The sequence below is a fragment of the Halosimplex rarum genome (genome assembly GCF_047715405.1).
Taxonomy (GTDB): domain Archaea; phylum Halobacteriota; class Halobacteria; order Halobacteriales; family Haloarculaceae; genus Halosimplex; species Halosimplex rarum.
The window spans coordinates 1990772-2015101 of sequence record NZ_CP180412.1; the positions used below are offsets into that span (position 1 = coordinate 1990772).

Below are 24330 nucleotides of genomic sequence, written 5' to 3' on the forward strand. Positions count from 1 at the left end.
CTCACGGAGCATCGGTAGAGATGGTCGAACGAGAGACGTGGGCGACGAGAGTCGGGTTCCTCGTCGCTGCAATCGGGAGCGCAGTCGGCCTGGGGAACCTCTGGCAGTTCCCCTTCAAGACGGCCGCGAACGGCGGCGCGGCGTTCGTTATCTTCTACCTGATCGCCGTGGTGTTGATCGGGTTCCCGGCGCTGCTCGCCGAGTTCGTGATCGGTCGGGGGACCCATCGGAACGTCGTCGACGCCTTCGACGACATGGGCGGCCCGCGCTGGAAGGTCGTCGGCGCGATGGCGCTGGTCACGGGCTTTTGGATCCTCTCGTACTACAACGTCGTCGGCGGCTGGGTCCTCCGATACGTCGTCGGTAGCGCCACCGGCGCGTACTTCGACGACCCCGACGCGTACCTCTCGGCGATCGCGTCCGGTCCCGAGGCGGTCGCCGCGCAACTGCTCTTCCTCGCGATCGCCGTCGGTATCGTCGCGATGGGGATCGAGGACGGCATCGAGAAGGCGACGAAAGTCATGGTCCCGTCGATCGTCGTCCTCATGCTCGCGCTCGCCGCCTGGGCGCTGACGCTCGGCGGCGCCGCCGACGGCCTCGCGTACTTCCTCTCGCCCGACGTGAGCTCGCTCGTCGACAACGCGTGGACGGTCATCCCCGACGCCGTCGGCCAGGCCTTCTTCACCCTCTCGCTGGGGATGGGGATCATGGTCACCTACGCCTCCTACGTCGGTGAGGACGACAGCCTCCCCGTCGACGGCGGCGTCATCGTCGTCTCGAACACGCTCATCGGCGTCCTCGCCGGCGTGGTCGTGTTCCCGATCCTCTTCGCCGAGGGGATAGACCCGGCGACCAGCGGCCCGACGGCGCTGTTCGAGGCGATGGCCTCGGCGTTCGCGGCGCTCCCCGCCGGTCGACTCCTCGGGGTCGTCTTCTTCGGCGTCGTCGCGCTGGCGGCGCTGTCCTCCGCGATCAGCCTGCTCGAAGTCGCCGTCTCCTACGCCACCGACAACTCCGAGCTGTCGCGGCCGACGCTCGCCGCCGGTTCCGGGGCGATCCTCTTCGCCCTCGGGCTCCCGTCGGCGCTCGACACCGGCGATCCGGGCGGCTTCTCGGCGTGGTTCGTCTGGTTCGACGCGCTGGCGTACAACCTGCTGTTGCCGCTGTCCGTGCTGTTCGTCGTCGTGTTCGTCGGCTGGGTCCTCAGGCGTGACGCGGTCGCGGAACTCCGCGAGGGGAGCCCCGGCTCGGACGGACTGGCGACGGCGTGGCTCTGGACGACCCGGACGGTCGTCCTCGTCGGGATCCTCACGACGCTCTGGCTCGGTTTCCGGACGCTCTTCCTGGTCGAGGACGCCGCCTTCTTCGCGCCGTTCTGACCGACCGGGTCCGCTGGCGGCTTCGTCGGCCGCCTCGCTACCGCACCATGTACGGGTCGTCGTCGGGTAAAAATCGGCCCAGGTCCGCCCGGCGGACGTAGTCGCGCCGCCGGAGTTCGGCCAGCACCTCGACCAGGGCATCCTCGTCGGCGTCAGACCACTGGGCGGGGTCCTTGACCGGGACGATGAGCCACCCGCTGCCGGGAATTTCGGTCGCGTGCTGGGTCTCCATGTCGACGTCTTCGGGCGGGCGAGCGCTCATGTTCGCGAAGACGTGGCGCGCCGCGCGCTCGCCGACCGGCAGGAGGACGTGGGCGGTGATCGCGCGGATCTCCGAGTCGAAGATGTTCTCCAGGTCGGCGTAGTCGCGCTCGCTCGGGACGCCCTCCGGGACGCACGGGTAGAGGTACGAGAAGAAGGTTTTCTCGACGACGGGCGGTTCGCCCGTCTCTGCGAGCAGGCCGCCCTCGGCGAGGGCGCGCTGCAGTCGCTGGCTTGCCTCGAACTCCGTGAACGGGTAGCCCGATTCGGCCCCGCCGTGGACGCCAGGGTGGTCGCCGACGACGTGGAAGTCGGCGTTCGCGTCGCCGTAGCCGGCGACGAACGGTTCACACGGCGGCGAGAAGCCGAAGGGGTTCGACTGGCGTGCCGTGACGTTCTTCACGTCCGGCCGAAGTGGCGGCGGCGTCTAAACTCCGCCGGTTTTCGCCGTCCCCTCTGTCCCGTCCGCCACGGCCGCACAGCGAGTGACACGCCCGTCAGGCTCGAAAGACGGAGACCGACCCGCGCCTCCCGAACGCCGACGGAAGAGTTGTATACATCGCGTACAATGTAAACAACATGGGAACGATATCCGCGCGGGTGCCGGACGACCTGGAGGCCGAACTGGAGGCGTATCTCGACCAAGAGAAGCTCGATCGGAGCACGGCCGTCCGGAAACTCCTCGCCGACGGACTGGAGGAGTGGCGCCGCGACCGGGCGATCGAACAGCTCGACGCGGGGACGATTACGGTCAGCGCCGCGGCCGAACAGGCGGAGATGTCAGTCTGGGACTTCCTCCGGCTCGCCGAGGAGCGCGACGTCACGTGGGTCGACGGCGACCACCTCGAAGACGACCTCGGGGACCTCTGAATGTGGGTGTTCGACGCCACACCGCTCATCTATCTCGCGAAGGTCGATCGTCTCGGTCTCGTCGACGACGTCGACGGTCGGTGCGTCCTGCCCGATCCCGTCCACGCGGAAGTCGTCGAAACGGGGATCGAAGAGGGGTATCCGGACGCGCGCCGGATCGAGGCCGCGGTCGAAGCCGATGTCCTCGACGTCGTCTCCGTCGCCGACACGCCACTTCGGTCCCGGATTCGGGAGAATCCGAAACTGAGCGAGGCGGACGCCGCGGTGCTCGCCTGTGCCGACGCGCGCGACGGCGTCGCCGTGATGGACGAGACGTACGGCCGAGACGTCGCATCGACCGAGGGGATCGCGACTCGCGGGACCGCCTATCTGGTCCTGTCGCTCGTCGCGGACAGCGTTATCAGCGCCGGCGAAGCGCGGTCTGCGATCGACGCGATGGTCGAGGAAGGATGGTACTGCGCGCCGGACACCTACGCGAAGATCCTGTCGAAGCTCGAATCGATGGCCGACTGACGGTCGCGTCCCCGTCGAAGTCGCCCGCACCCCGTCGGGAAACGCTTTTCTCCCGGACTGCCGATGTCCCCCCAATGACCGCAGGGACCCGTGATCGGCAGCAGTTCACACCGGATCGAGGTGGGCCGGCGTGACCCACGAGGAAGACATCGAAGACCTGCGCGAGCGCAAGGACCGCGCCCGCGAGGGCGGCGGACAAGAGCGCATCGAAGCCCAGCACGACCGGGGCAAGAAGACCGCCCGCGAGCGGATCGACTACTTCCTCGACGACGACACCTTCGTCGAGATCGACGCGCTCCGCGAGCACCGCTCGACCAACTTCGACATGGAAGAGCAGTCGTTCCCGGGCGACGGCGTCGTCACCGGCTACGGCGAGGTCGACGGTCGCACCGTCTTCGTCTTCGCCCACGACTTCACCGTCATGGGCGGTTCGCTCGGCGAGGCGTTCGCCCAGAAGGTCTGCAAGGTCATGGACAAGGCCATGGAGACCGGCGCGCCCATCGTCGGGCTCAACGACTCCGCGGGGGCGCGCATCCAGGAGGGGGTCGACGCGCTCGCGGGCTACGCCGACATCTTCCACCGCAACCAACTGGCCTCGGGCGTCGTCCCGCAGATATCGGCCATCATGGGCCCCTGCGCCGGCGGCGCGGTCTACTCCCCCGCAATCACGGACTTCATCTTCATGGTCGAGGAGACCAGCCACATGTTCATCACCGGTCCCGACGTCATCGAGACGGTCACCGGCGAGGAGGTCTCCTTCGACGAACTCGGCGGCGCGGCGACCCACACCGGCGACTCGGGCGTCGCACACTTCGCGCCCGCCGCCGAGGAGGAGGCGCTGGACGACATCCGCTACCTCCTCTCGTATCTGCCCGCCAACAACGCCGAGGACCCGCCCCGCGTCGAACCGTGGGACGACCCCGACCGCGCCGACGAGGAACTTCGTGAGGTCGTGCCGCAGGCCCCGCAAAAGCCCTACGACATGCACGAGGTGATCGCAGGCGTCGTCGACGAGGACTCGTTCTTCGAGGTGGCCGAGCGCTACGCGCGGAACCTCCTCACCGGCTTCGCCCGCCTCGACGGGCGCCCCGTCGGCGTCGTCGCCAACCAGCCGCGGGTCAACGCCGGCACGCTCGACATCGACTCCTCACTGAAGGGGTCGCGATTCGTCCGCTTCTGCGACGCGTTCAACATCCCCCTGCTCACGTTCGTCGACGTTCCCGGGTTCATGCCCGGCAAAGACCAGGAGAAGGGCGGCATCATCAAACACGGCGCGAAACTGCTGTACGCATACTCGGAGGCCACCGTGCCGCTCATGACCGTCATCACCCGGAAGGCCTACGGCGGCGCCTACGACGTGATGTCCTCGAAGCACGTCGGGAGCGACGTCAACTACGCCTGGCCCACCGCCGAAATCGCGGTCATGGGTCCGGAAGGGGCCGTCAACGTCCTCTACGACGACGAACTCGACGCCGCCGAGCAGGTCGAGGAGAAACGGCAGGAACTCATCGACGAGTATCGCGACGCGTTCGCCAACCCGTACACCGCCGCCGAGCGCGGGTTCGTCGACGACGTCATCGAACCGCCGGAGACGCGCTCGCGGCTCATCGGCGACCTCGAAACGCTGGAGACCAAACGCAAGGACCACCCCGACCGGAAGCACGGGAACATTCCCCTCTGACGGCTGCGGGACCGATTTTTAGCCCTGCGTCGATCCGTTCGCCACTCGCCACCCGAGGACGCCGCAGAGCGCGAACCCGTAGGCGTTCAGCGACCCGTGGAGCGACACCATCCTCCCGATGCTCAGTCCCAGCGGGTTCGTCCCACTGAACGCCGCGACGCCGTAGCCGAGCGCCAGCACCATCGACGCCGGGAGCGCGAGCGCCGAGAGCCCCACGAGTGCGGCCGGAAGCACGTCGAGCGACGGGACGGCGCGCACGAGCACGAGCAGGCCGAACGCGGCGACGGCGAGCGTGAACACGCTCACGGCGAGGATCTCGACGAGCGGCGAGAAGGAGATACCGACCGCGATAATCGCAGGGCCGACGAGGATCACGCCCGCTATCGACCGGGCAAGCCCCTCGAAGCCGTCGAGGTGTCGGCCCGTGACGCCCGCGAGGACCGGGAGCGCGAACCCCGCGAAGTGGAAGTGAACGGCGGTGAGGAGGACGATGACGGGGTCGAACCAGAAGGTGATCCCGCGGTGGAAGAGCACGAGTGCGACAGCGGCGACGACGGTGTACGCCAGCCCGGCATCGACGAGCGTCTCGGACAGATCGATCGACGCGAACCCGCGCTCCCTGACGCGGACGAGACTCGCGAGCCCCAACAGTCCGGTCACCGGGACCCAGGCCGCCGCAGCGAGCGTCGCGATGAGTTCCGAGGACGCCACCAGCGACACCAGCACGAGCGGGGCCGTTGCCGGTTGGGTCACCGCCGCGAGTGCGAGGAGCGCTCCCGGAGTCCCGTCGAACCCCCGCTCCGCGGCCAGGCCGATCCCGAGCGGCACGACGACGAGCGGCGCGATTGCGAGCGCCTGCTCGACCGGCGAGAGGTCGCCCGCGACCACAGCCAGGGTCCACAGCGCCCCGCCGGCGACCGCGCTGACGTCCGTGACTGGGACGCCGCGAATCGACGGGACCGGGGCCGCTGTGCCCCCGGCGTCTCCGATCGCGGCGCTCGTCTCGGCCCCGTGCGCGCCGCCGGCCCCGTCGCTCATGGCGGGAGCGGATCGATTCCGGTCGTCGGCTTCAGATCGTCGGGGACGACTTCCATCTCTCGTCGCCCCTGGGTGAACGAACCGCGATAGCCGAGGATGTGCCCGGCAAGTCCGCTCTCGACGGTGGCGGTGACGGAAAAGTGCTCGTCGGCCTCGTCGTAGCGGTCCCGGACGGTCACGTCGACCGCCAGCGGGCCGGGCGTCGGCAGGTAGCACCCGCCGACCCTCGTCCACTGCTTGCCGCCCTCGACGACCAGCGCGCCGTCCTCGACGCGCGGGTGGAGTTCCGAGACGACGTGGCCGCCCGTCCCGAGGAAGTCGAACAGGCGCTCGCGCTGGTCGTCCCAGACCGTCAGCGAGTCGAACCGACGGACCCGCCCGTCGAAATCGAACTCGCGGCGGGTCGTCAGCGCCTCGTAGCCCGCCGGGTCGCGGAAGCCGACCGTGGTCACCGAGAACGGCACGTCGGTCCCCGACTCCGGGAAGAGGAGGTTCCGCAGCGGCATCGCGTAGAGCACGGGGAGCGCGAGCGTCCCGCGGGTGATGTCCATCCGCCCTCGTCCCACCGTCGCGTACGCGTCCCCAGGTCCGAGCCCGTAGCGGTCCCGGACCTTCGGATGGAGGTCGTCGGCCGCCGACCCCAGCGCGCGCTCGTAGACGCCCGTCACCCGACCACCGCCGCTACCGCCACCGGCCGCGAAGCTACCTGTGTATCCATATCGTCCGCTGGCACGCCGGCACACAAAACCGTTGGTGCCGCCGCTACGGCAGCGCGGACCGCGAAAAGAAGTCGGCTCCGGCGGTCAGGACGCCTGCTGGATCATGTCGCGGGCCTCGTCGTCGCTCAGATCCATGTCGTGTTTCTCCTCGGCGTGTTCTTTGACGTGCTCGATGACTTCCTGTTCGTCCTCGGATTTGATCATGAAGTCGTCGTTCTGGCTGCATTCGACCTGATATGCCATACGCGTTGCGTGGGACCCGCCGGGTTTAGCTATACACCCGTTTCGACAGGGTAGGCAGTCGGCGGTTCCGAGTAACCCGCCGTATCCGGTCGAGTAAGGGCTTCGGGGCCGGGTCGAAACAGGGCCCGGAACGGTCCCCGAACCGGACAGCGACGGACAGACGCGGACTACGCGCCGCTTACTCGTCGCGCAGGAGCGCGTCGTCGCCGTGGCGCTCCCGCAGGTCCCGGAGGGACGCTTGCGATTCGCGGACTCGCGGCGTCTGCTCCGCGTAGGCGTGTTCGAACCACTCGTCCACGTCGGGTTCGTACGCCTCCGCGCCCTCGATCAGGGCTGCCACGCGCTCGCGATTGCGCTCCCCGATGGCGTCGACTCGCTCGTCGTCTAGCAGCCCGCGCTCGCGGAGGAACGCTTCCATCCGGGGGATCGGGTCCCGCTCTTTCCACCGCTCGACTTCGGCGTCGTCGCGGTACTTCGTCGGGTCGTCGGCGGTCGTGTGCGCGCCGTAGCGATACATCTCCGCTTCGATCAGCGTGGGACGCAGTTCGTCCTCGCCCGGATCGCGGGCCTTCTCGACGGCCGTCTTCGTCACCTGATACACCGCGAGCGGGTCCATCCCGTCGACGCGGACGCCCTCGAAGCCGTAGGCGTCGGCCTTCTCGGCGATGGTCGCGCTGGCCGTCTGGCGCTCGCGGGGCACCGAGATGGCGTACTGGTTGTTGTTGCAGAAGAATATCGCCGGGGCGTCGAAGACGCCAGCGAAGTTGAGCGCCTCGTGGAAGTCGCCCTCGCTCGTGGCGCCGTCGCCGAAGTGACAGCAGACGACGCGGTCGTCGCCCTGCAATCGGGCGGCCCACGCCATGCCCGTGGCGTGGGGCAGGTGACTCGCGATGGAGATGTTGAGGGGGAAGATGCTGCGGGAGGCGAGCCACGCGTTGCCGACCTCGTGGCCCTTCCAGTACAGTAGGTACTCCGGTTCGATGCCGCGGGCGACGACGGCGCCGTGTTCGCGGTACTGGTCGAGGATCCAGTCGTCGTCGCGCAGGGCGTGCGTCGATCCGATCTGGGCGCCTTCTTGTCCGGCCAGCGGCGGGTACGTCCCCAGCCGACCCTGCCGCTGGAGCGAGACGGCCCGCTCGTCGAGGTGGCGGGCCAACCGCATCTGCGCGTACATGTCGACGAGCGTCTCGTCCGGCAGGTCAGGGACGGTCGCCCCGTCGCGGACACGTCCCTCGGCGTCGAGCACCTGCGCCAGCCCGTCGTCAGTGCGCGCGAGGCGTTCGCTATCGCTCACTGGTAGGTCGACGCCCAGGAACCGCATAACCGTTTTCCCGGTCGGCCGGTTCGCCGGTGGGGCGACTCGCCGCCGCGGGTCCGCCGGCTATTCGAGCTGGTGGTAGTCCAGTTCGTAGCCGGCGTCGAGCGCGTCCTGTACCGCCTCGCTCGGCGTGCCGACGGGCGCCGTGTCGACTCGCATCGCGCCGACGCTGTCGCGGCCGATCACGACCGAGCGGCGCCACGCGGGGTCGGTTTCGGGGTAGTCGGTGCGGAAGTGCGCCCCCCGGGACTCCTCGCGTTCGAGCGCGCCGCGCAGGACCGCCTCCGCGACGGTCAGCGCGAACCCCAGGTCGAGCGCGAACTCGAACGAGCGGTCCGTCCGGTCGCCGACCGCCAGATTCGACGCGCGGTCGCGGACCCCCACCAGTTCGTCGAGCGCCTCGCGCAGCCCCTCGCCGTCGCGGAGGATCCCGGCGTGGGTCCAGAGCAGGTCGCGCACGTCGTCCAGCAGCGCCTCTGGGTCGTGGGTCCCGTCGCGTCCCGACAGCGCAGCCAGATCCCCGAAGTGCGCGCCGGCGCGGGCGTGCAACGCGTCCGTCCGCTCGTCCCTCCCGGCGCCGTCCCCGTCGGCCGCGAGCCGGTCGGCGACCGCCTGGCCCGTCACCTCCCCGAAGGCGAGCGTCTCGGCGAGGGAGTTGCCGCCGAGGCGGTTAGCGCCGTGGACGCCCGCCATCGTCTCCCCGATGGCGTAGAGGCCGTCGACCACCGTCTCGCCCGCATCGTCGACGACGACGCCGCCCATCCCGTAGTGGGCCGTCGGCGCAACCTCGACCGGTTCCTCGGCCATGTCGACGCCCAGGTCGGCGAAGCGCTCGTGCATCCGCGGGAGCCGCTCCTCGATGAAGTCGCGATCTCGGTGGGAGATGTCGAGGTAGACGCCGCCGCTGTCAGTGCCGCGACCCTCCGCGATCTCCTTCGCGATGGCGCGAGCGACCACGTCGCGGGCGTCGAGTTCCATCTGGTCGGGCGAATAGCGCTCCATGAACCGTTCACCACCGGGAGATCTCCGCTCTCCCGAGCCTCCGCTCGCGTCGCTCGCGGAGACCCCGCTGTTGTACAGCCGTCCGCCCTCGCCGCGGACCGCCTCGGTGACGAGGCGGCCGTCCCACTCGTCGCCGTACCGGTTCCCGACCATCCCGGTCGGGTGGAACTGGACGAACTCCACGTCGAGCAGGTCCGCGCCGGCGCGATAGGCCAGCGCCGGGCCGTCGCCGGTGTTCTCGTCGTCGCGCGAGGAGTGGCGGCTGTAGAGGGCGGTGTACCCGCCCGCCGCGAGCACGACGATCTCCGCGTCGACGGCGACGAACTCGCCGGTGTCGATGTCGACGGCCGCGGCGCCCAGTACCCGGTCGCCGTCGGTGATCAGGTCGGAGACGAACAGGTTCTCGCGATAGGGGATCTCGAGTGCCTGCGCGCGCTCGACGAGCGTGTCGAGCATCGACTCGCCGGTGTGGTCACCGGCGAAGGCCGTCCGCCGGAACGACTGGGCGCCGAAGTACCGCTGGTCGATCTCGCCGTCGGGCGTCCGACTGAAGGCCATCCCCCACTCGTCGAGTTCCCGGAGGAGGGCGGGCATCCGCTTCGTGACCGTCTCGACCTTCCCGGGGTCGTTGACGTGGTGGCCCTCGTTCAGCGTGTCCGCGGCGTGGATCGTCCAGTCGTCCTCGGGGTCGAGCGTCCCGAGCGCGCCGTTGACGCCGCCGCGGGCCCACGTCGTGTGCGCGTCGCCGTGGCCTCGCTTGCCGACGACGAGCAGGGCCTCGGGATCGACGCCCTGTTCGACCAGTTCGATGGCCGTCCGCGCGCCGGCGGCGCCGGCGCCGATCACCAGTACTCGCCGCTCGACCGTCTCGTAGTCGTCGGGGTCGACGGCCTCGCTGTCGGCCGGTTCGAACGACTCACCCGTCGCTGTCCAGTGAGGACTGTTCATAGAGAGACTCGGGGCCGGAGAGACTTAACACCAACAATCAGATCGGTCGAAAACGTACGGATCAGGCCGTCGACGGGCAGAATTCGTCATCGACGATCGGGCCGGGTCCGTCCGGGCGGGGAGACCGGGCGCTCCCGCGGATCGAACCGGCGACTCCGATTAGATTTAAAGGGCGACGCTCGGTACAGAGTGATATGTTCGAGAAGGTCCTCGTCGCGAACCGCGGCGAGATCGCCGTCCGCGTCATGCGCGCCTGCGAGGAGCTCGGCGTCGGGACGGTCGCCGTCTACAGCGAGGCCGACAAGCACGCCGGCCACGTCCGCTACGCCGACGAGGCGTACAACGTCGGCCCCGCCCGCGCAGCCGACTCCTACAACGACGGGGAGGCCGTCATCGAGGCCGCGAAGAAGGCCGACGCCGACGCCGTCCACCCCGGCTACGGGTTCATGGCCGAGAACGCCGACTTCGCCGCCCGCGTCGAGGAGACCGAGGGGATCACCTGGATCGGCCCCGCCAGCGAGGCGATGGAACGGCTGGGCGAGAAGACCCACGCCCGCCAGGTGATGCAGGAGGCCGACGTGCCCATCGTCCCCGGTACTACCGAGTCCGTCGAGGACCCCGAACAGGTGGTCGAGTTCGGCGAGGAACACGGCTTTCCCGTCCTCATCAAGGCCGAGGGCGGGGGCGGCGGCATGGGTCAGGAAGTCGTCGAGAGCGCCGAGGACGCCGAGGAGGCCCTCGATACCGCCCAGCGAGAGGGAGAGGCGTACTTCTCGAACGCGTCGGTGTATCTGGAGCGGTTCCTCGACAACGCTCGCCACGTCGAGGTGCAAATCATCGCCGACAAACACGGCAACGTCCGCCACGTCGGCGAACGGGACTGCTCGCTCCAGCGGCGCCAGCAGAAGGTCATCGAAGAGGGTCCCAGCCCCGCGCTGACCGACGAGTTGCGCGAGCAGATCCGCGAGGCCGCTCGCCGGGGCGCCGACGCCGGCGACTACTACAACGCCGGCACGTTCGAGTTCCTCGTCGAGGACGAGGACCGCAACGAGGAGGGGCTGCTCGACGCCGGCACGGACTTCTTCTTCCTCGAAGTCAACACGCGCATCCAGGTCGAACACACCGTCACGGAGGAGCTGACGGACATCGACCTCGTGAAGTGGCAGATCCGCGTTGCCGCCGGCGAGGAGCTGACCTTCGAGCAGGGCGACGTCGAGCTGGAGGGGCACGCGATGGAGTTCCGGATCAACGCCGAGAACGCCGCGAACGACTTCGCCCCCGCCACGGGCGGCGAGTACGAGGTCTACGACCCGCCGGGCGGTATCGGCGTCAGGGTCGACGACGCCCAGCGGCAGGGCGACGACCTCGTCACCGACTACGACTCGATGGTCGCGAAGCTCATCACCCACGGCGAGGACCGGGCGGAGTGTATCGCCCGCGGCAAGCGCGCGCTCGCCGACTACACTATCGAGGGGTTCCCGACGATCATCCCCTTCCACCGCATGATGCTCACCGACGAGCCGTTCCTCGAAGGGAGACACACCACGAAGTACCTCGACGACGACATCGACCCGGAGCGCATCGACGCCGCCCAGGAGAAGTGGGGCACCGAGACGGAACCGAGCGGCGACGGCGACGAGGAGGTCGTCGAGCGGGAGTTCACCGTCGAGGTCAACGGCAAGCGCTTCGAGGTCGACCTCGAAGAGCGCGGCGCGCCGGCGATCCCGACCGGCGGCGACGGGGCCGGGGGCGGCGGCCAGGCCCAGCGCCCCCAGCCGGGCGGTGGCGGCGGGTCGAGCGGCGGCGACTCCGGCGGCGTCTCCGCCGAGGGCCAGGAGGTCGCCGCGGAGATGCAGGGCACCATCCTGGAGGTCAACGTCGCCGAGGGCGACGAGGTCGCCGCGGGAGACGTGCTCTGCGTCCTCGAAGCGATGAAGATGGAGAACGACATCGTCGCCGAGAGCGCCGGCACCGTCACCCACGTCGAGGTCAGCGAGGGCGAGTCCGTCGACATGGGCGACACCATGTTCGTGATCGATTAGCGCTGCGTCGGGCGACGGAACCGCCGAATGTCTCCGGACCAGCCGTCGGCGCCGACGTCGACGTCGAACACCACTGTTCCATCCCTGACTGCCTCGACGAACTCCCACGGGTAGTAGTGGGTCCAGCCGTCGACGTGCGAGCGGTCGACGTCGTCGACGACGACGTACGCCGCCGCGCCGTCGCGGAGGTCGGTGAGCAGCCGGAGTCGCTCGTCGCGCGTGGGCATCATCCCCGAGTCGACGCGCGGGGCGGTCGCCGCGAACATCGTCCGGAGTCCGGGGTATCCGTGGAGGTGCCACTCGATCCGCATCATGCCCGCGAGTATCCGCGATCGGACCCGGCTGACGCCGAGTTCGGCGAGCAGTTCCGGGACGCCTGGGACGCCCGCTTCGTAGCGGAGTCGCTGGTTCCCGATCGCCCACACTTCGACCGCGTCGCCGTCGTCGAACGCCCTGAGCCACGCCAGCGGGACCGCCTCTCGGTCGGCCGGCGGGTTGACGTCGACGGTGTCGTCGCGGTCGACCGCGAGGATCGTCGTCATCCCCCTGACCGAACGGAGCGACACCGGTAGTAACACACCGGTGAACGCGGGTCTCGACTTTGTTCGTAGGCGACCCGAAACTGCGGTTGCAGACGCGGCCGCGGCGAGTCGGTCGAGCGGGCGTCAGCCGGTATCACTCGTCGTCAGCCTCCGGTGGGCGGCGTCTCCTCCCCGAAGCGGACGTCGCTACGTCGTCGAAGTCCCCCTCGATATAGAACACCGCGAGCGGACTCGTGCCCGCTCGTTGCCGTCTCGAGCCGTCTGCGGGTCGGGTCGAGGTTCTCGGGCTCTCCGGGTCCGAGTCCGCCGCTCCGCAGTCGCAGGGACAGTCGCTCGCTCGCGGTGGCCGCCCCTGGGGACACCGCCTGCGTCGCAGCAGCGACAACGTGACGCGGACGGCTAATCGCGAGGACGCCGAGAGGATCAGGCCCACCACCGCCGCGAGCACCAACCACTCGCGGCCGCGATAGAGCGCCCACAGCGCGACGACGAGGAGCATCTGTCGCAATCGACCGGGCCCCGATATCGCCTTGAGGAGGCCACAGACTAGCTGTTCCGGACCGAGCGCGAAACCGCCGACCCCACCGGGGTTCGGATCCGTATCGCATCCGTTGTTTCGTACTGTCATCGTTTGACGAGGGACGCGTCTACGCCTCGCCGCAGTCGGCTGGCGAACTCTCCGTCCCCCTACGAACGGTAACACACCCCATACAGATAGTATTAAGAACTGAACGTCGTTCACCGTTTGATTATTCCGGGCAAAGCGATCCGTTACTCCCGGACCGGAGGCGGTTCGGGCGGTACGTGGGTCTGGCGGCCGCTGGCGGTCGAAACCGCCCGTTCCGCCCGCCGGAAACTGGCGCCTTCGCCCGTTTCACCGTACTTACGGCCGGGACGCCGTCGCGTCGTCGCTCTAGTGCCGTCCGCGGAATGGTCCCCTTACCAGACGCAGCGCCGATAAATGGCATATAGATCACTAATAACAATTTACCTGTTGGTAGAATAACTGCTCGTAGGGGTTCCCGTCGGCTCGTCGGGCCGCGACTCAACCGATGGGAGTCGGCCGGGAACCCGACGGAGACAGTGCAATGTACGTCGGCATAGACCACTCGACGACGGGGATCAAGATCGCCGCAGTCGACGACGGCGGCGAACTGACGACCGCGTTCCGAATCGACCGTCGGAACGTCGAGTCTGCCGAGGCGGTCCTGCACGAACTAAACGACCGTGTCGGGCTCACGCGGATCTCGCTGGCGACGGTGACCTACGCGTTCGGCGACGCGATCGACGAGATCGAGGGGATCGACCACGTCCCGAACAGGGGCGTCACCGACCTCGTGGGGCTGGACTACGGCACCGGCGCCGGAGCGACCGTCTTCGACCGGGTGCGCGACTCCGACGTCCCGACCGTCGTCCTCCCCGGCGTCCATCGCGACCTCGACACGCTCCACGGGTTCTTCAAACACTACTCGGCGCTGGCCGGGCCGGACAAGGTCGCGTCCATGCGGTGCGCGCTGGAGCGGTTCCGGGCCGAGTTCGACGCGGCGGACACTTTCGTCTGGGCGTGTGCGAGCTCCTCCTGCATGGCGGGGCTCGTCTGCGACGGCCGCCTGCGGGGCTTTTTCCACTGGGTCGGTCCGGTCCACGGCTGGCCCGACCCCGAGGCGGTCCGCCGAGGCGTCGAGACGGACTTCGACGACGTGTTCATGCAGTGCGGACTCCTCCCGCGATGCGGTGCGGACCTGACCGAAGTTCACGACCTCTCCGACCCGGAACTGTTCGAGAGCGTCTACTGGTCGACCATGCTGAACGTCTACGCGCTGTATCCGTTCGCCCGTGAGCTGGGGAGCGACGGCCTCGACGCGATCGTCCTGAGCGGTCGGCTGATGCGGCGCGAGCGGCCCGTCCCGCTCGGGCGGCGGGTGTACGAGAGCTGTGTCGACATCGCCCCGGTCCGGTTCGCGGAGCCGTACACGTCGGCCCAGGGCGCGGCGCTGGTCGCCAGGGACGTGGCCGAGGGCGCCGAGCACGTCCTCGGTATCCCCGTCGGAGATGTGCCGGAGGTTGCGGGAGAGTGACCGTGCGGACGGTCAGATCTCCGTGGTGTCGGCGGCGTCGACGAGGCCGTCGAAACACGCCTCGGCCCAGGCCAGCGCGGCGGCGGTGTCGTTCACGATGACGCCTTCGAGGCTCCCGCCGCCGTCCCCGACCGGGACGGCGACGACGTCGTCGCCCACGAGGAGCCCGTACATCTCGGTCGTCGTCGTCTCGTACACCGTGGTATGGGCCGCTTCCGTCAGGTCCGCGAAGCGGTCGGGGTAGTTCGCTTCGAGCGTCTCCACGACGTCGGCGGTGAACACGAGCGTGGCGGGCATCTCTCGGTCGACGACGAGCGAGTAAAACGCGTCGACGTACGAGGGCAGCACCGTGCTCGAATACCCCCGTATCTCCGTCGCGTCCGCCGCGGCCTCGACCACGTCCAGAAACGGCTCCTGCGGGGCGTGTTCTTCCGCCCGATGCGCGGTCGCGCCCTTCAGCAGTCGCATGTCGATCGGCGAGTCCCGCGGGAGGACCGACAGCACGTCGCTCAGCTCGGTGATCGTAGTGAGCCCCGCCCGCGTCCGCGTGAACTCGCGGCAGAACAGCTGACCGAAGGCCGTCAGCTCGTGCGCCGTCCCGGACGACCGCAGCACGCCGAGTTCCTCTAGCTCCCTGAACGAGCGGTCTACCGTCGGCCGCGAGCAGTCGACCTGTCGCTCTATCGCCCGCTTGTCGAGCGTCCCCGCACAGACCAGACACAGCAGTTCTCTCCTCCTGTTATAGATATCGAGAACGTCAGCGACCGATGGGTCCCCCATTAGTGTCACCTTTTCCAGTCAACAAGATATAGTTAACGGGCGTTATTGATAAATGAACTATAGTACGTGGGCACCCAGATCGGTGATGCCGACGTACCGAAGCCCATCTCGACGCCGTCGGGACCGAAGGGCACGGCCAGTTCGTCCTCGACAGCCACGCCAGCGCCCGCTACGGCGACGTCTGCCGCGGAGGATCACGCGGTGCGCGTCGGCGAGATCGACTGAGTGTCGGTTCCATCGGGGGTGACGACCGACGCGCTCCGGACCACTTACGTCCGACCGCTGGCTACGCGGAGCCATGCAGGAGACGCGAGAGCGCGTCCTCGACGCGCTCGTAGACGGGCCGGTTACCGGGCCGGAACTGGCCGAGCGACTGGACGTCTCGCGGGCGGCTGTCTGGAAGCACGTCGAGGCGCTCCGCGACGAGGGGTTCGACGTCGAGAGCGGCAGCGACGGCTACGCCATCGACGAGTTCCCGGAGTTCGGCGGGTCGGCCGTGGAGTACGGTCTGGAGGCGCCCTTCGACGTGGAGTTTCACGAGTCGATCCCGAGCACGAACGCCCGAGCGCGCGACCTCGCACAGGAGGGCGCCGACGACGTGGTCGTCCTCGCGGACGAGCAGACGGGCGGCCGGGGCCGGCTCGACCGCGAGTGGTCCTCGCCGAGCGGCGGGATCTGGCTCAGCGTCCTCGCACGGCCGGACATCCCCGCCACACACGCGCCGGCGTACACGCTCGCCGCCGCGGTCGCCGTCGCCCGGGCTGCACGGGAGGCCGGCGTCGACGCCCGGATCAAGTGGCCGAACGACGTCGTCGTCCCGGGGACCGACGCCGACGGCGAGGCGGTCGAGCGGAAACTGGCCGGCGTCCTGACCGAGATGGAAGGCGAGGCCGACCGCGTCTCGTGGGTGATCGTCGGGACGGGGATCAACGCCAACGTCGATCCCGGCGACCTCCCGAGCGAGGCCGAGCCGACGACGCTTCGCGCGGAGACCGGGGACGTCGACCGTCGGGTGTTCACTCAGCGCGTGCTGGAGGAGTTCGACGACCTGCGGGAGGATCTGGACGCCGTCGTCCCGGCCTGGCGGGAGTACGCGACGACGCTCGGCAAGCGCGTGCGCGTCGACACGCCCGGCGGCGAGGTCGTCGGTGAGGCCGTCGACGTTTCGTTCCCGGGCGCGCTCGTGGTCGACACCGGCGACGAACGGGTGACCGTGACCGCCGGCGACTGCGAGCATCTGCGACCCGTCGAGGACTGAGATCGATCGGCAGACGGATCGATCGGCAGGCGACGTAAGGCTCCCGTTCAGGAGCCTTCGACGCCCGGCGTCCGGTCCGCGTCTGCGTCGGTGACGCGTTCGGATTCGGGGACGCCCCCGGGTTCGGTCGCGGGCTCCGCCTCGGCCGGCTCTTCGGTCTCGGCGGCCGCGGCCGCTCCACCGACGGGCACCGTCACCACCGGAACGGCCGACTTTCTGACGACGCGCTCGGCGACGCTCCCGAGGAGGAGCCTGTCGATCCCGCCGCGGCCGTGGGTCCCCATCACGACCACGTCGACGGGCTGGTCCCGGGTGTAGCGGACGATCTCGGTACTGGGCGTCCCCTCGACCGTCGTCGTCTCCACCGGCACGTCGTCGGGCGCCACCCGTCGCAGCTGTTCCAGGGCCGTCTCCCCCTCCGATTCGAGCACCTGCCGGACCCCCTCCCAGGACGTCTCCATCGGAAGCCCCGTGAAGCTCGTCGCGTCGATAACGTACAGCGCCCGGATCGTCGCGTCGTGGACCCGCGCCAGCTCCCCCGCGTGTTCGATCACCCGTTCGATCCCCGCCGACCCGTCTGTCGGCAAGAGGATCGTCTCGTAGAGACTCATGCTATCAAGTACCACGCGTGGCTGTATAACCCTTCGGCAGGTGCGAGAACTGGGGAAAGCGGAGAACGGGTAGGAGGGGTACGACCGGGCGTCGGCCGCCGAGCGACGTCCGCGGTGAGTGCGCGACAGTCGGCGCGACGCCGATCAGGCGCCGGCCATGTTCCGGCAGGACTCCGCGCACTCGCGGAGCACGTCGGCGCAGACCTGACAGTGGTTGGCGTCGTGCTGTTCGCACTCGTCGGCACACGCCTCGCAGGCGTCTGCGCACGCCTCGGCGAGCTGGCTGCTGCTGTCGGAGCCGCGGGCCATGAACCGCGCGTGCAGCGACGCGAGGTCGGCCACGTCGCGACAGAGTCGCGCGCACTCCTCCATGTCCGGGTCGCCGAGGCACTCGTCGGCGCACCACTCGCAGACCTCGGCGGCCTCGTTGCAGTTCTCGATGCAGTCGCGCTGTTCGTCGCTCAGCCGGTCGATCTTGGAGACGGTGTCTGAGAGTGACATTGCGGGACGAAATTGGGCCCGATTCCCGTTCAACGGCGGGCCTGTATCTCCAAGGCGGCCGACCTCGGTACTCGGGCGTGTGCCGCCTGACGCTTAATGACGGGACGGAGACCGGCCCGGTACTCACCGGCCGGACAGGTACACCTCGGAGACGTCCGCGACGCCGGCCCGTCGCACCGCCGCGCGGACGGGGTCTTTCGCGCCCGAGAGGTTGTCGGAGTCGCCGTCGAGGACGAGCAGTTTCGCGTCCCGGCCGGGTTCGACCAGTCCGCAGTTCAGCCCGGCGATCTCGGCGCCGTTGACGGTCGCCATCCGCAGGACCTCGCGGGCGCTCACGTCGGCGATCTTCGCGGTGAACTCCATCTCGCGGAACATGGAGGGGCTGTTGAGGAAGACGTTGTCCGTTCCGAGCGCGACCGTCGTCCGTTCGAGCAGGTCGGCGATCGGCGGGAAGCCGACGTCGGTGACGAGGTTCGAGCGCGGGCAGACCGCGACGGGGATCTCGCTGTCGGCGACGCGGTCGAGGTGGAGTTCCTCGGCGTGGACCATGTGGACGAGGAAGTCCGGGTCGAGGTCCAGTGCCGGGTTGATGTCCGAGGCGTCGACCTCGCCGGCGTGGATGCCGAACAGCTTCCCGGCGCGGGCGGTCGCGTTGCGCTCGCGGCTGAAGTCGGCGTCGTTCGCACCGCTTGCGCCGAACCCGTCGCTGGCCTCCATCGCGTCGACCGTCTCGCGTCCGAGGACGACCGGGTCGATGTCCAGGCCGTGGGCGGCCCGATCGAACGCTTCGACGCCGTCGACGCCGCCCTCGCGGAACTCGATGCAGGCCGCGGTCCCCGAGTCGACCATGAACTGCAGGGACCGACGCATCGCCTCGACTTTCTCCCGCTGGCCGGCCTGCCGGAGCAGGCGGTGTTTCAGGCCGTCCGGCGGGGCGACGAGTTCTTCGAGCGAGAGGCCGCCGCCGGCCTCCTTGGCGATGGAGTCGCCGATGTGCGTGTGCGCGTTGACGAACGCGGGCAGGATGACGTCGTCGCTGTGGGTGGACTCCTCCTCGATAGCGGTGATCTCGCCGTCCTCGACGACGACGCGTCCCTCGACGGGGTCGAACTCGCGGCCGCGCAGGACGGTGCCGGCGAACGTCGTGGAGTCGGTCATTACAGTGAGACTCCGCTGGCGTCAGTTAAAGTCGTCGAGGGTCGCGTGGACACCCGGGCGCACGTCGCGAACCCTCGTATCTTCGAGGTCGAGACCGAGCGCGCGGACGGCCGCGTTGCCGACGCGTTCGGCGGTCTCGTCGGGGGCGTACACGCCGAGTCGCCACTGGTCGTGCTGGGCCGCCCGGAGCGCGCTGACGAGCGTCGACTGCTCGCTCAGCCGGCGCACCTGGCCGTTGACGAGCACGCGGCTGCTCGACTCCCGCATCGACGGCCGGGGCGGCACGTCGAGGATCACCGCGTCGGGGTCGACGTTCGCCGCGTCGGCCACCGTCCGCTCGTGCTCGCGGATATCCTCGTGGTCCGCGTCGATAAGCGACTCCGGGACGGCCTCCATCTCCGCCCAGACAGCCCGTTTGTACAGGTCGCGGCGGTCGAGGCGGTGGGCGAACGCCGCGGTCGCCTCGCACTCGCGGAGGGCCACCCGGAGCCCGTAGTCGTCCATCCGCCGCAGTTCCTCGCCGTCGATCTCGGTGTGCGCGAGCAGGCGCTGGGTCCCGCGGCGTAGCATCGCCTTGGCGATGCGGGAGACGTGGTGGCTGTAGACGGTCGGGTTCATCAGCGCCCGCGAGAGGAGGAGGCTCTCGGCGGCCTGTACGTTCCCCTCGTCGAGGACGAGGTCGCCGTCGACGAACCGGAGCGCCCGGACGAGCCGCTCGGCGTCGATCGTGCCGTAGGAGACGCCGGTGTGGTGGGCGTCCCTGACGAGGTAGTCCATCCGGTCGACGTCGAGTTCGCCCGAGACGATCTGGCCGAGTTCGCCGTCGCCGGCGACCAGGTCGGCGACGCTGTCGGGGTTCAGCCCGTGGTCGGTCAACACACGCGCGACCGGGCCGCTCCCGAGGAGGTCGCCGACGTCGTCGTGGTACTTCCCGGTGCGGCGGTGGACGACGTCCTCGATGTTGTGGCTGTAGGGGGCGTGGCCGACGTCGTGAAGCATCGCCGCGGCCCGGACGCGCTCGGCCTGCTGGCCCTCGATCCCGAGGTGCGACAGCGCCTCGGTCGCGAGGTGGTAGACGCCGAGCGAGTGCTCGAAGCGGGTGTGGTTGGCGGAGGGATAGACGTAGGTGACGGTTCCGAGTTGCTTGATCCGACGCAACCGCTGGACGGGCGGCGTGTCCAACAGATCCGCCGCGACGCCCTCGACCGCGATGTGGTCGTGGACGCTGTCCTTGATCGTCGTCATTGCGTCGAAATTACGCGGCTCCCGACATAAGGGTCAGCATCCGCTGTCGGGGCTGGGGAGCCTGCCGTCACCGAACACGACGCCGGGGCCGGCGGTCAGGCGAAGGTAGCGAGCAGGTCGTACAGTTCCTGCTCGGTCGCGTTGCCCCTGCGAACGGGCTCGCGGGGCTTGCGGCCCGTCACCTCGACGGTCTCGATGGCGCGTTCGGGTTCGTAGCCGCGGTCGTGGGCGAGCCACGCCGCGAGCACTTGGCCGGTGCGGCCGATCCCGTCGAGGCAGTGGACGACGACCCGTTCGTCGTCCGCGACGGCCTCATCGAAGAAGGGCAGCAGTTCTCTGTCGAGGAGGGCGGGCTCGACGAGGCGGCCGTCCGGGACGGGCGCGTGGAGTACCCTGCCGTCGCCGAACGCGTCGACGTAGCCGTCGTCGCAGTCGTCGGCGGACTCGGGGCCGGGCTGGAGGCTGCAGACGCGCTCGACGTCGTGAGCGCGGACGACGGCGATCCAGTCGGCGAGGGCCTGAGCGTGACCGGCGGCGCTGTGCCAGTCCGGGCTGCACGCACCGTAGACGTGCTCCTCGTCCGGTGCAGCGGGGGCGAATCGGTGTGCGTCTGCACCCGATTCTCGGTTGTGAACGTCTGGCATCGGATCCTGGTCGGATCACTCGACGACCCCCCTTGAGTCTAGAGGTGCAATTCTCACGTCTGACAATGGACCCGGAGTGACGAGCCGGTGCAGTGTGGCGATTCCAGACTGCGCTGCGGTCCGGAGTCGCTGCCGCGGACGCAAAGCTTTAGCCCGGGGTCACCCCTACGGCGGGGTATGGTGACGTTTCTGTCCGGCGGGACGGGCACACCGAAGCTCCTGTCGGGCGCCGACGCCGTGTTCGAGCCGAGCGAGACCGCCGTCGTCGGCAACACCGGCGACGACGTGGAGCTCGGCGGCCACCTCGTCTGCCCGGACGTCGACACCGTCCTCTACCTCCGCGGCGATCGCCTCGACCGCGAGACCTGGTGGGGAATCGCTGATGACACTGCGACGACCCACGAGAAGCTCGTCTCGCTCGCCGAGGCGGCCGGGTTCGAATCGGGACCCAGATATCTCCCCGACGACCGCCAGACCGCGGGCCGACGGATCGCCCGCTGGCGCCGGTTCTCGGGCGTCGGCGAGTTCATGCTCATCGGCGACGCCGACCGCGCCGTTCACCTCACGCGGACGAGCCTCATCGACGAAGGACGCACGCTCACGGAATCGACCCGCGTCCTCGCGGACGCGTTCGGTCTGACCGTCGACCTGCTGCCGATGAGCGACGACCCCGTGGCGACCATCGTCCACACCGAGGAGGGACCGATGCACTTCCAAGAGTTCTGGGTCGCTCGCAGTGGCGAACCCGTGATCGAGTCCGTCGAGTTCCGGGGGAGCGACGATGCAGCGGCGACGCCCGCCGTCCTCGACGCGCTCTCCGAACCCGTAGTCGTCGGCCCGTCGAATCCGATCACGAGCCTCGGGCCGATGCTCGCGCTGGACGGGATCCGCGAAGCGCTCGCCGAGACGCCGGTCGTCGCCGTCTCGCCGTTCGTCGAGGACACCGTCTTCTCCGGCCCGGCCGACGAGCTCATGGAAGCCGAGGGGTACGAGGCCAGCACCGCCGGCGTCGCCGAGGCGTATCACTTCGCCGACGCGTTCGTCCTCGACGACGCCGACGGGACCGACCTCGACCGTCCGGTCGTGCGCACCGACACCCGGATCGACGACGGAGACGACGCGACCCGCGTCGCGCGCGCGGTAGAAGACGCGCTGGAGGCAGTCGAATGAGCCTCGACGATGACGACGGCACTGGCGCCACCCACCACGACCGCACTGGCTCCAGCCACGGGGACGTACCGTTCGAACCGCGTCTCGCGCTCGCCAGCCTGAGCGGCCAGTCCGACGCCGACTGGGCGACCGCCGCGAGCGAGTACGCCGGCTGTGCCTTCCTCGGAGGGATCGCGCTCGACGAACCGACTCGCGACGCTGCACGGGCACTCGTCGACCGCGACCGCGACGAGTTCCTCCCCGACGATCCCCTGGCGTTCATCGACCGGCAGCTATCCGCGCTCGCCGATTCGCCGCTCAGACCCGCGTTCAACGTTCGCGCGAGCGGGCCGGAACCAGTCGGGGAGGCCGCCGCGGTCTGCGCCGACCACGCCGCAATCGTGGAGGTCAACGCCCACTGCCGGCAGGACGAGATGTGCGCCGCCGGCGCCGGCGAGTCGCTCCTGCGCGACCCCGACCGACTCGCCTCCTACGTCCGAGCGGCCGCGGAGACGGAGGCGACGGTGAGCGTGAAGGTTCGCACGGAACTCGAAGGCGTCGACCTGCCCGCAGTCGCCGCTCGCCTGGACGACGCCGGTGCTGATCTCCTCCACGTCGACGCGATGGACTCCGAGGCGGTCGTCGCCGACGTGGTCGACGCGGCCGACGCGTTCGTCGTCGCTAACAACGGCGTCCGCGACCGGGCGACGGTCCGGGAATACCTCGACTACGGCGCCGACGCGGTCAGCCTCGGCCGACCGAGCGACGATCCGAGGATACTCCGGCGAGTCCGCAGGGCCGTCGACGAGTGGTTCGACGGCGCCGAGAAACAGAAGTCCGAGCGGGCCCCCAACGCCGAACCGCGGGGGTCGGACACGTGAGGACGACCGCTCAGAACGCCGAACTCGCGCTCTTGCTGGAAGTCGCCGGAACACCGAAGCCCGGGAACGTCGACCGCCACCGCGAGTACGAGGACCTGCGCTTCGAGCACTTCCTCGCCGGTGCCGTCGGCGCGCGAGCGGGCCTGGAGATGGCCGCCGCCGGCGACCCGCTCGGCGAGTCGTTCCTCGCGACCATCGAGGGGATGAGCGAGCAGCGCGGCGGCAACACGCAGTTCGGCGCCCTCCTCCTCCAACTCCCGCTGGTCGCCGCCGCGGGCGACGAGAATCGATCGCTCAGCCCGGAGGGAGCGACGGCGGTCGTCGACGCGACGACCGTGGCCGACGCCGCGGACTTCTACCGGGCGTTCGAGGCCGTCGACGTGGCGGTCGATGACCCGCCGGAGGGCATGGAACCGCTGGATGTGCGCCGCGGGAGCGACGCCGTGCCCGAACTGGAATCGCGCGGGCTCACGCTCCGGGACGTCATGGAGCGCTCCACCGACCGCGACGGCGTCGCCCGCGAGTGGGTGGAGGGGTTCGAGCGCGTGTTTGCGGCCGCCGACGCTGTCGAGCAGGGCGAGGGTCCTGTCGCCGACCGCGCCGCACGGGCCTTCCTCGAACTACTGGCCGACGAGGTCGACACCTTCGTCGCGACGAAACACGACCGAGCGACCGCCGAATCGACGAGCGAACGGGCCCGTGCGGCTCTCGACGGCGAGATCGATCCGGAGACGCTGGCCGACGAGTTCGTCGCCGAGGGTATCAATCCCGGCACGACCGCTGACATCGTCGCGGCCGGGTTGTTCGTCGCGCTAGAGCGAGGGCTGGACGTATGACTGTCGACGAGAGCGCGGACGAGGGTGCCGGTGACTGGCCGGTCCACCTCTCCGGCGTCGTCGAGTCGGTGGTCACCACGCTCGGCCCGAACGACCGCTGGAACGTCGCCGCGCTCGGCCTCCACGCCGGCGACCCCGTGACGGCGCGCACCTACGGCCGCACGCGGACCCGGCGGAACTTCCGCGACCGCGGCGCCGGCTACGTGCAGTTCACTCGCGACCCCGTCGACTTCGTCGACGCCGCGCTCGCCGTGCGCGAGGTCGACACCCCGGTTCTCGACAGCGCCGACGCGTGGACGGAGGTCGCTGTCGACCGGATCGATTCGACCAGTGAAGACGGAACGGACGTCCTCATCTGGCGACTCGATCCGGTCGACAGCGGCGTCGAGCGGCGCGTCGTTCCGACGACGAACCGCGGGTTCTACGCCGTCGTCGAAGCCACTGTCGCCGCGTCTCGGCTCGGCGTCGAGTCCTACGACACCGAAACGCTCCTGGAGCGACTCGATTACTTCGAGCGCGTCGTCGAGACCTGCGGCGGCGAGCGAGAGCGGACGGCGTTCGACCGCATCGATGACCTCGTCGACGCGGAGTGGTAGCTGCGCGGACCTGTCCGTCGTACCGACAGAGCAGCCG

Annotated in this window: 24 protein-coding genes; 11 read left to right on the top strand and 13 right to left on the bottom strand. The window is 69.5% G+C overall.

Annotated elements, in window-relative coordinates; translation table 11 throughout:
- Positions 1-20: 20 nt before the first annotated feature.
- A complete protein-coding gene (locus ACMGFH_RS09790) occupies positions 21-1379 on the top strand; it encodes a sodium-dependent transporter (protein ID WP_415382903.1) in 1359 nt (452 codons plus the stop codon).
- A gap of 37 nt (positions 1380-1416) precedes the next feature.
- Here the strand turns inward: ACMGFH_RS09790 and ACMGFH_RS09795 are convergent, their stop codons facing one another.
- Positions 1417-2043, bottom strand: coding sequence for a uracil-DNA glycosylase family protein (locus ACMGFH_RS09795; RefSeq protein WP_415382905.1), 627 nt, complete (start codon positions 2041-2043; stop codon positions 1417-1419).
- A 176-nt stretch (positions 2044-2219) separates the two neighbouring features.
- Between ACMGFH_RS09795 and ACMGFH_RS09800 the strand changes: the two genes are divergently transcribed.
- The 3 genes from ACMGFH_RS09800 (at position 2220) to ACMGFH_RS09810 (ending at position 4704) form a co-directional block, all read left to right on the top strand.
- On the top strand, positions 2220-2510 hold the full coding sequence (locus ACMGFH_RS09800) for a hypothetical protein (protein ID WP_415382906.1): 291 nt from the start codon (positions 2220-2222) through the stop codon (positions 2508-2510).
- Positions 2511-3023, top strand: a complete 513-nt coding sequence (locus tag ACMGFH_RS09805) for a DUF3368 domain-containing protein (RefSeq protein WP_415382907.1) — start codon at positions 2511-2513, stop codon at positions 3021-3023.
- A gap of 130 nt (positions 3024-3153) precedes the next feature.
- On the top strand, positions 3154-4704 hold the full coding sequence (locus ACMGFH_RS09810) for an acyl-CoA carboxylase subunit beta (protein WP_415382908.1): 1551 nt from the start codon (positions 3154-3156) through the stop codon (positions 4702-4704).
- Positions 4705-4722: 18 nt separating this feature from the next.
- Here the strand turns inward: ACMGFH_RS09810 and ACMGFH_RS09815 are convergent, their stop codons facing one another.
- The 5 genes from ACMGFH_RS09815 to ACMGFH_RS09835 all read right to left on the bottom strand — a co-directional run bounded on the left by ACMGFH_RS09815 (position 4723) and on the right by ACMGFH_RS09835 (position 9972).
- On the bottom strand, positions 4723-5742 hold the full coding sequence (locus tag ACMGFH_RS09815; protein WP_415382909.1) for a YndJ family protein: 1020 nt from the start codon (positions 5740-5742) through the stop codon (positions 4723-4725).
- The gene (locus ACMGFH_RS09820) at positions 5739-6410 is read right to left on the bottom strand and encodes a DUF4166 domain-containing protein (RefSeq protein ID WP_415382910.1); all 672 of its coding nucleotides are present in this window, start codon (positions 6408-6410) and stop codon (positions 5739-5741) included. Before ACMGFH_RS09820 ends, ACMGFH_RS09815 begins: the two co-directional genes overlap by 4 nt.
- 135 nt (positions 6411-6545) lie before the next feature.
- The gene (locus tag ACMGFH_RS09825; protein ID WP_415382911.1) at positions 6546-6704 is read right to left on the bottom strand and encodes a DUF1059 domain-containing protein; all 159 of its coding nucleotides are present in this window, start codon (positions 6702-6704) and stop codon (positions 6546-6548) included.
- Between the two features lie 178 nt (positions 6705-6882).
- Complete coding sequence (pdhA, locus tag ACMGFH_RS09830; protein WP_415382912.1) at positions 6883-8025, bottom strand: pyruvate dehydrogenase (acetyl-transferring) E1 component subunit alpha; 1143 nt, start codon at positions 8023-8025, stop codon at positions 6883-6885.
- A 60-nt stretch (positions 8026-8085) separates the two neighbouring features.
- Entirely contained in the window at positions 8086-9972 is a 1887-nt protein-coding gene (locus ACMGFH_RS09835; RefSeq protein ID WP_415382913.1) for an L-aspartate oxidase, read from the bottom strand.
- Between the two features lie 194 nt (positions 9973-10166).
- Here ACMGFH_RS09835 and ACMGFH_RS09840 point away from each other — a divergent pair, with 194 nt between their 5' ends.
- Entirely contained in the window at positions 10167-12014 is a 1848-nt protein-coding gene (locus tag ACMGFH_RS09840; protein WP_415382914.1) for a biotin carboxylase N-terminal domain-containing protein, read from the top strand.
- On the opposite strand, the gene ACMGFH_RS09845 is transcribed toward ACMGFH_RS09840, so the two are convergent.
- The gene (locus ACMGFH_RS09845; protein ID WP_415382915.1) at positions 12011-12580 is read right to left on the bottom strand and encodes a hypothetical protein; all 570 of its coding nucleotides are present in this window, start codon (positions 12578-12580) and stop codon (positions 12011-12013) included. The two genes, ACMGFH_RS09840 and ACMGFH_RS09845, sit on opposite strands and share 4 nt — an antisense overlap.
- A gap of 1064 nt (positions 12581-13644) precedes the next feature.
- On the opposite strand from ACMGFH_RS09845, the gene ACMGFH_RS09850 reads away from it, so the two are divergent.
- The gene (locus ACMGFH_RS09850) at positions 13645-14634 is read left to right on the top strand and encodes a hypothetical protein (protein ID WP_415382916.1); all 990 of its coding nucleotides are present in this window, start codon (positions 13645-13647) and stop codon (positions 14632-14634) included.
- A 12-nt stretch (positions 14635-14646) separates the two neighbouring features.
- Here ACMGFH_RS09850 and ACMGFH_RS09855 read toward each other — a convergent pair whose 3' ends face one another.
- Positions 14647-15414 (bottom strand): helix-turn-helix transcriptional regulator, encoded by a 768-nt coding sequence (locus ACMGFH_RS09855; protein ID WP_415382917.1) that lies wholly within the window; start codon positions 15412-15414, stop codon positions 14647-14649.
- Positions 15415-15712: 298 nt separating this feature from the next.
- Between ACMGFH_RS09855 and ACMGFH_RS09860 the strand changes: the two genes are divergently transcribed.
- A complete protein-coding gene (locus ACMGFH_RS09860) occupies positions 15713-16672 on the top strand; it encodes a biotin--[acetyl-CoA-carboxylase] ligase (RefSeq protein WP_415382919.1) in 960 nt (319 codons plus the stop codon).
- Positions 16673-16719: 47 nt separating this feature from the next.
- Here the strand turns inward: ACMGFH_RS09860 and ACMGFH_RS09865 are convergent, their stop codons facing one another.
- The 5 genes from ACMGFH_RS09865 to ACMGFH_RS09885 form a co-directional block, all read right to left on the bottom strand.
- Positions 16720-17283, bottom strand: a complete 564-nt coding sequence (locus ACMGFH_RS09865) for a universal stress protein (protein WP_415382920.1) — start codon at positions 17281-17283, stop codon at positions 16720-16722.
- Positions 17284-17427: 144 nt separating this feature from the next.
- Positions 17428-17784, bottom strand: coding sequence for a four-helix bundle copper-binding protein (locus tag ACMGFH_RS09870; protein WP_415382921.1), 357 nt, complete (start codon positions 17782-17784; stop codon positions 17428-17430).
- Positions 17785-17907: 123 nt separating this feature from the next.
- Positions 17908-18942: an amidohydrolase family protein gene (locus tag ACMGFH_RS09875; protein WP_415382922.1), complete on the bottom strand. Its 1035-nt coding sequence runs from the start codon at positions 18940-18942 to the stop codon at positions 17908-17910.
- 21 nt (positions 18943-18963) lie between these two features.
- A complete protein-coding gene (locus tag ACMGFH_RS09880) occupies positions 18964-20187 on the bottom strand; it encodes an HD domain-containing protein (protein ID WP_415382924.1) in 1224 nt (407 codons plus the stop codon).
- Between the two features lie 95 nt (positions 20188-20282).
- On the bottom strand, positions 20283-20831 hold the full coding sequence (locus ACMGFH_RS09885) for a protein phosphatase (RefSeq protein ID WP_415382925.1): 549 nt from the start codon (positions 20829-20831) through the stop codon (positions 20283-20285).
- Positions 20832-21008: 177 nt separating this feature from the next.
- On the opposite strand from ACMGFH_RS09885, the gene cofD reads away from it, so the two are divergent.
- From cofD to ACMGFH_RS09905, 4 genes are read left to right on the top strand one after another with little or no spacing between them, the layout of a single operon-like run.
- A complete protein-coding gene (gene cofD, locus ACMGFH_RS09890) occupies positions 21009-22001 on the top strand; it encodes a 2-phospho-L-lactate transferase (protein WP_415382926.1) in 993 nt (330 codons plus the stop codon).
- On the top strand, positions 21998-22861 hold the full coding sequence (locus ACMGFH_RS09895) for a tRNA-dihydrouridine synthase (protein ID WP_415382927.1): 864 nt from the start codon (positions 21998-22000) through the stop codon (positions 22859-22861). The genes cofD and ACMGFH_RS09895 overlap by 4 nt, the downstream gene beginning before the upstream one ends.
- Positions 22858-23697: a triphosphoribosyl-dephospho-CoA synthase gene (locus ACMGFH_RS09900; protein WP_415382928.1), complete on the top strand. Its 840-nt coding sequence runs from the start codon at positions 22858-22860 to the stop codon at positions 23695-23697. The genes ACMGFH_RS09895 and ACMGFH_RS09900 overlap by 4 nt, the downstream gene beginning before the upstream one ends.
- Positions 23694-24293 (top strand): DUF447 domain-containing protein, encoded by a 600-nt coding sequence (locus ACMGFH_RS09905; RefSeq protein ID WP_415382929.1) that lies wholly within the window; start codon positions 23694-23696, stop codon positions 24291-24293. The genes ACMGFH_RS09900 and ACMGFH_RS09905 overlap by 4 nt, the downstream gene beginning before the upstream one ends.
- The last annotated feature ends 37 nt before the right edge of the window (positions 24294-24330 follow it).

What these genes read in the sequence shown, in the direction of transcription:
- ACMGFH_RS09790 (WP_415382903.1), top strand. Translation starts at nt 21, where the DNA reads ATGGTCGAACGAGAGACGTGGGCGACGAGAGTCGGGTTCCTCGTCGCT.
- ACMGFH_RS09800 (WP_415382906.1), top strand. Translation starts at nt 2,220, where the DNA reads ATGGGAACGATATCCGCGCGGGTGCCGGACGACCTGGAGGCCGAACTG.
- ACMGFH_RS09805 (WP_415382907.1), top strand. Translation starts at nt 2,511, where the DNA reads ATGTGGGTGTTCGACGCCACACCGCTCATCTATCTCGCGAAGGTCGAT.
- ACMGFH_RS09815 (WP_415382909.1), bottom strand. Translation starts at nt 5,742, where the DNA reads ATGAGCGACGGGGCCGGCGGCGCGCACGGGGCCGAGACGAGCGCCGCG.
- ACMGFH_RS09825 (WP_415382911.1), bottom strand. Translation starts at nt 6,704, where the DNA reads ATGGCATATCAGGTCGAATGCAGCCAGAACGACGACTTCATGATCAAA.
- pdhA (WP_415382912.1), bottom strand. Translation starts at nt 8,025, where the DNA reads ATGCGGTTCCTGGGCGTCGACCTACCAGTGAGCGATAGCGAACGCCTC.
- ACMGFH_RS09835 (WP_415382913.1), bottom strand. Translation starts at nt 9,972, where the DNA reads ATGAACAGTCCTCACTGGACAGCGACGGGTGAGTCGTTCGAACCGGCC.
- ACMGFH_RS09840 (WP_415382914.1), top strand. Translation starts at nt 10,167, where the DNA reads ATGTTCGAGAAGGTCCTCGTCGCGAACCGCGGCGAGATCGCCGTCCGC.
- ACMGFH_RS09850 (WP_415382916.1), top strand. Translation starts at nt 13,645, where the DNA reads ATGTACGTCGGCATAGACCACTCGACGACGGGGATCAAGATCGCCGCA.
- ACMGFH_RS09855 (WP_415382917.1), bottom strand. Translation starts at nt 15,414, where the DNA reads ATGGGGGACCCATCGGTCGCTGACGTTCTCGATATCTATAACAGGAGG.
- ACMGFH_RS09860 (WP_415382919.1), top strand. Translation starts at nt 15,713, where the DNA reads ATGCAGGAGACGCGAGAGCGCGTCCTCGACGCGCTCGTAGACGGGCCG.
- ACMGFH_RS09865 (WP_415382920.1), bottom strand. Translation starts at nt 17,283, where the DNA reads ATGAGTCTCTACGAGACGATCCTCTTGCCGACAGACGGGTCGGCGGGG.
- ACMGFH_RS09870 (WP_415382921.1), bottom strand. Translation starts at nt 17,784, where the DNA reads ATGTCACTCTCAGACACCGTCTCCAAGATCGACCGGCTGAGCGACGAA.
- ACMGFH_RS09875 (WP_415382922.1), bottom strand. Translation starts at nt 18,942, where the DNA reads ATGACCGACTCCACGACGTTCGCCGGCACCGTCCTGCGCGGCCGCGAG.
- ACMGFH_RS09880 (WP_415382924.1), bottom strand. Translation starts at nt 20,187, where the DNA reads ATGACGACGATCAAGGACAGCGTCCACGACCACATCGCGGTCGAGGGC.
- ACMGFH_RS09885 (WP_415382925.1), bottom strand. Translation starts at nt 20,831, where the DNA reads ATGCCAGACGTTCACAACCGAGAATCGGGTGCAGACGCACACCGATTC.
- cofD (WP_415382926.1), top strand. Translation starts at nt 21,009, where the DNA reads ATGGTGACGTTTCTGTCCGGCGGGACGGGCACACCGAAGCTCCTGTCG.
- ACMGFH_RS09895 (WP_415382927.1), top strand. Translation starts at nt 21,998, where the DNA reads ATGAGCCTCGACGATGACGACGGCACTGGCGCCACCCACCACGACCGC.
- ACMGFH_RS09905 (WP_415382929.1), top strand. Translation starts at nt 23,694, where the DNA reads ATGACTGTCGACGAGAGCGCGGACGAGGGTGCCGGTGACTGGCCGGTC.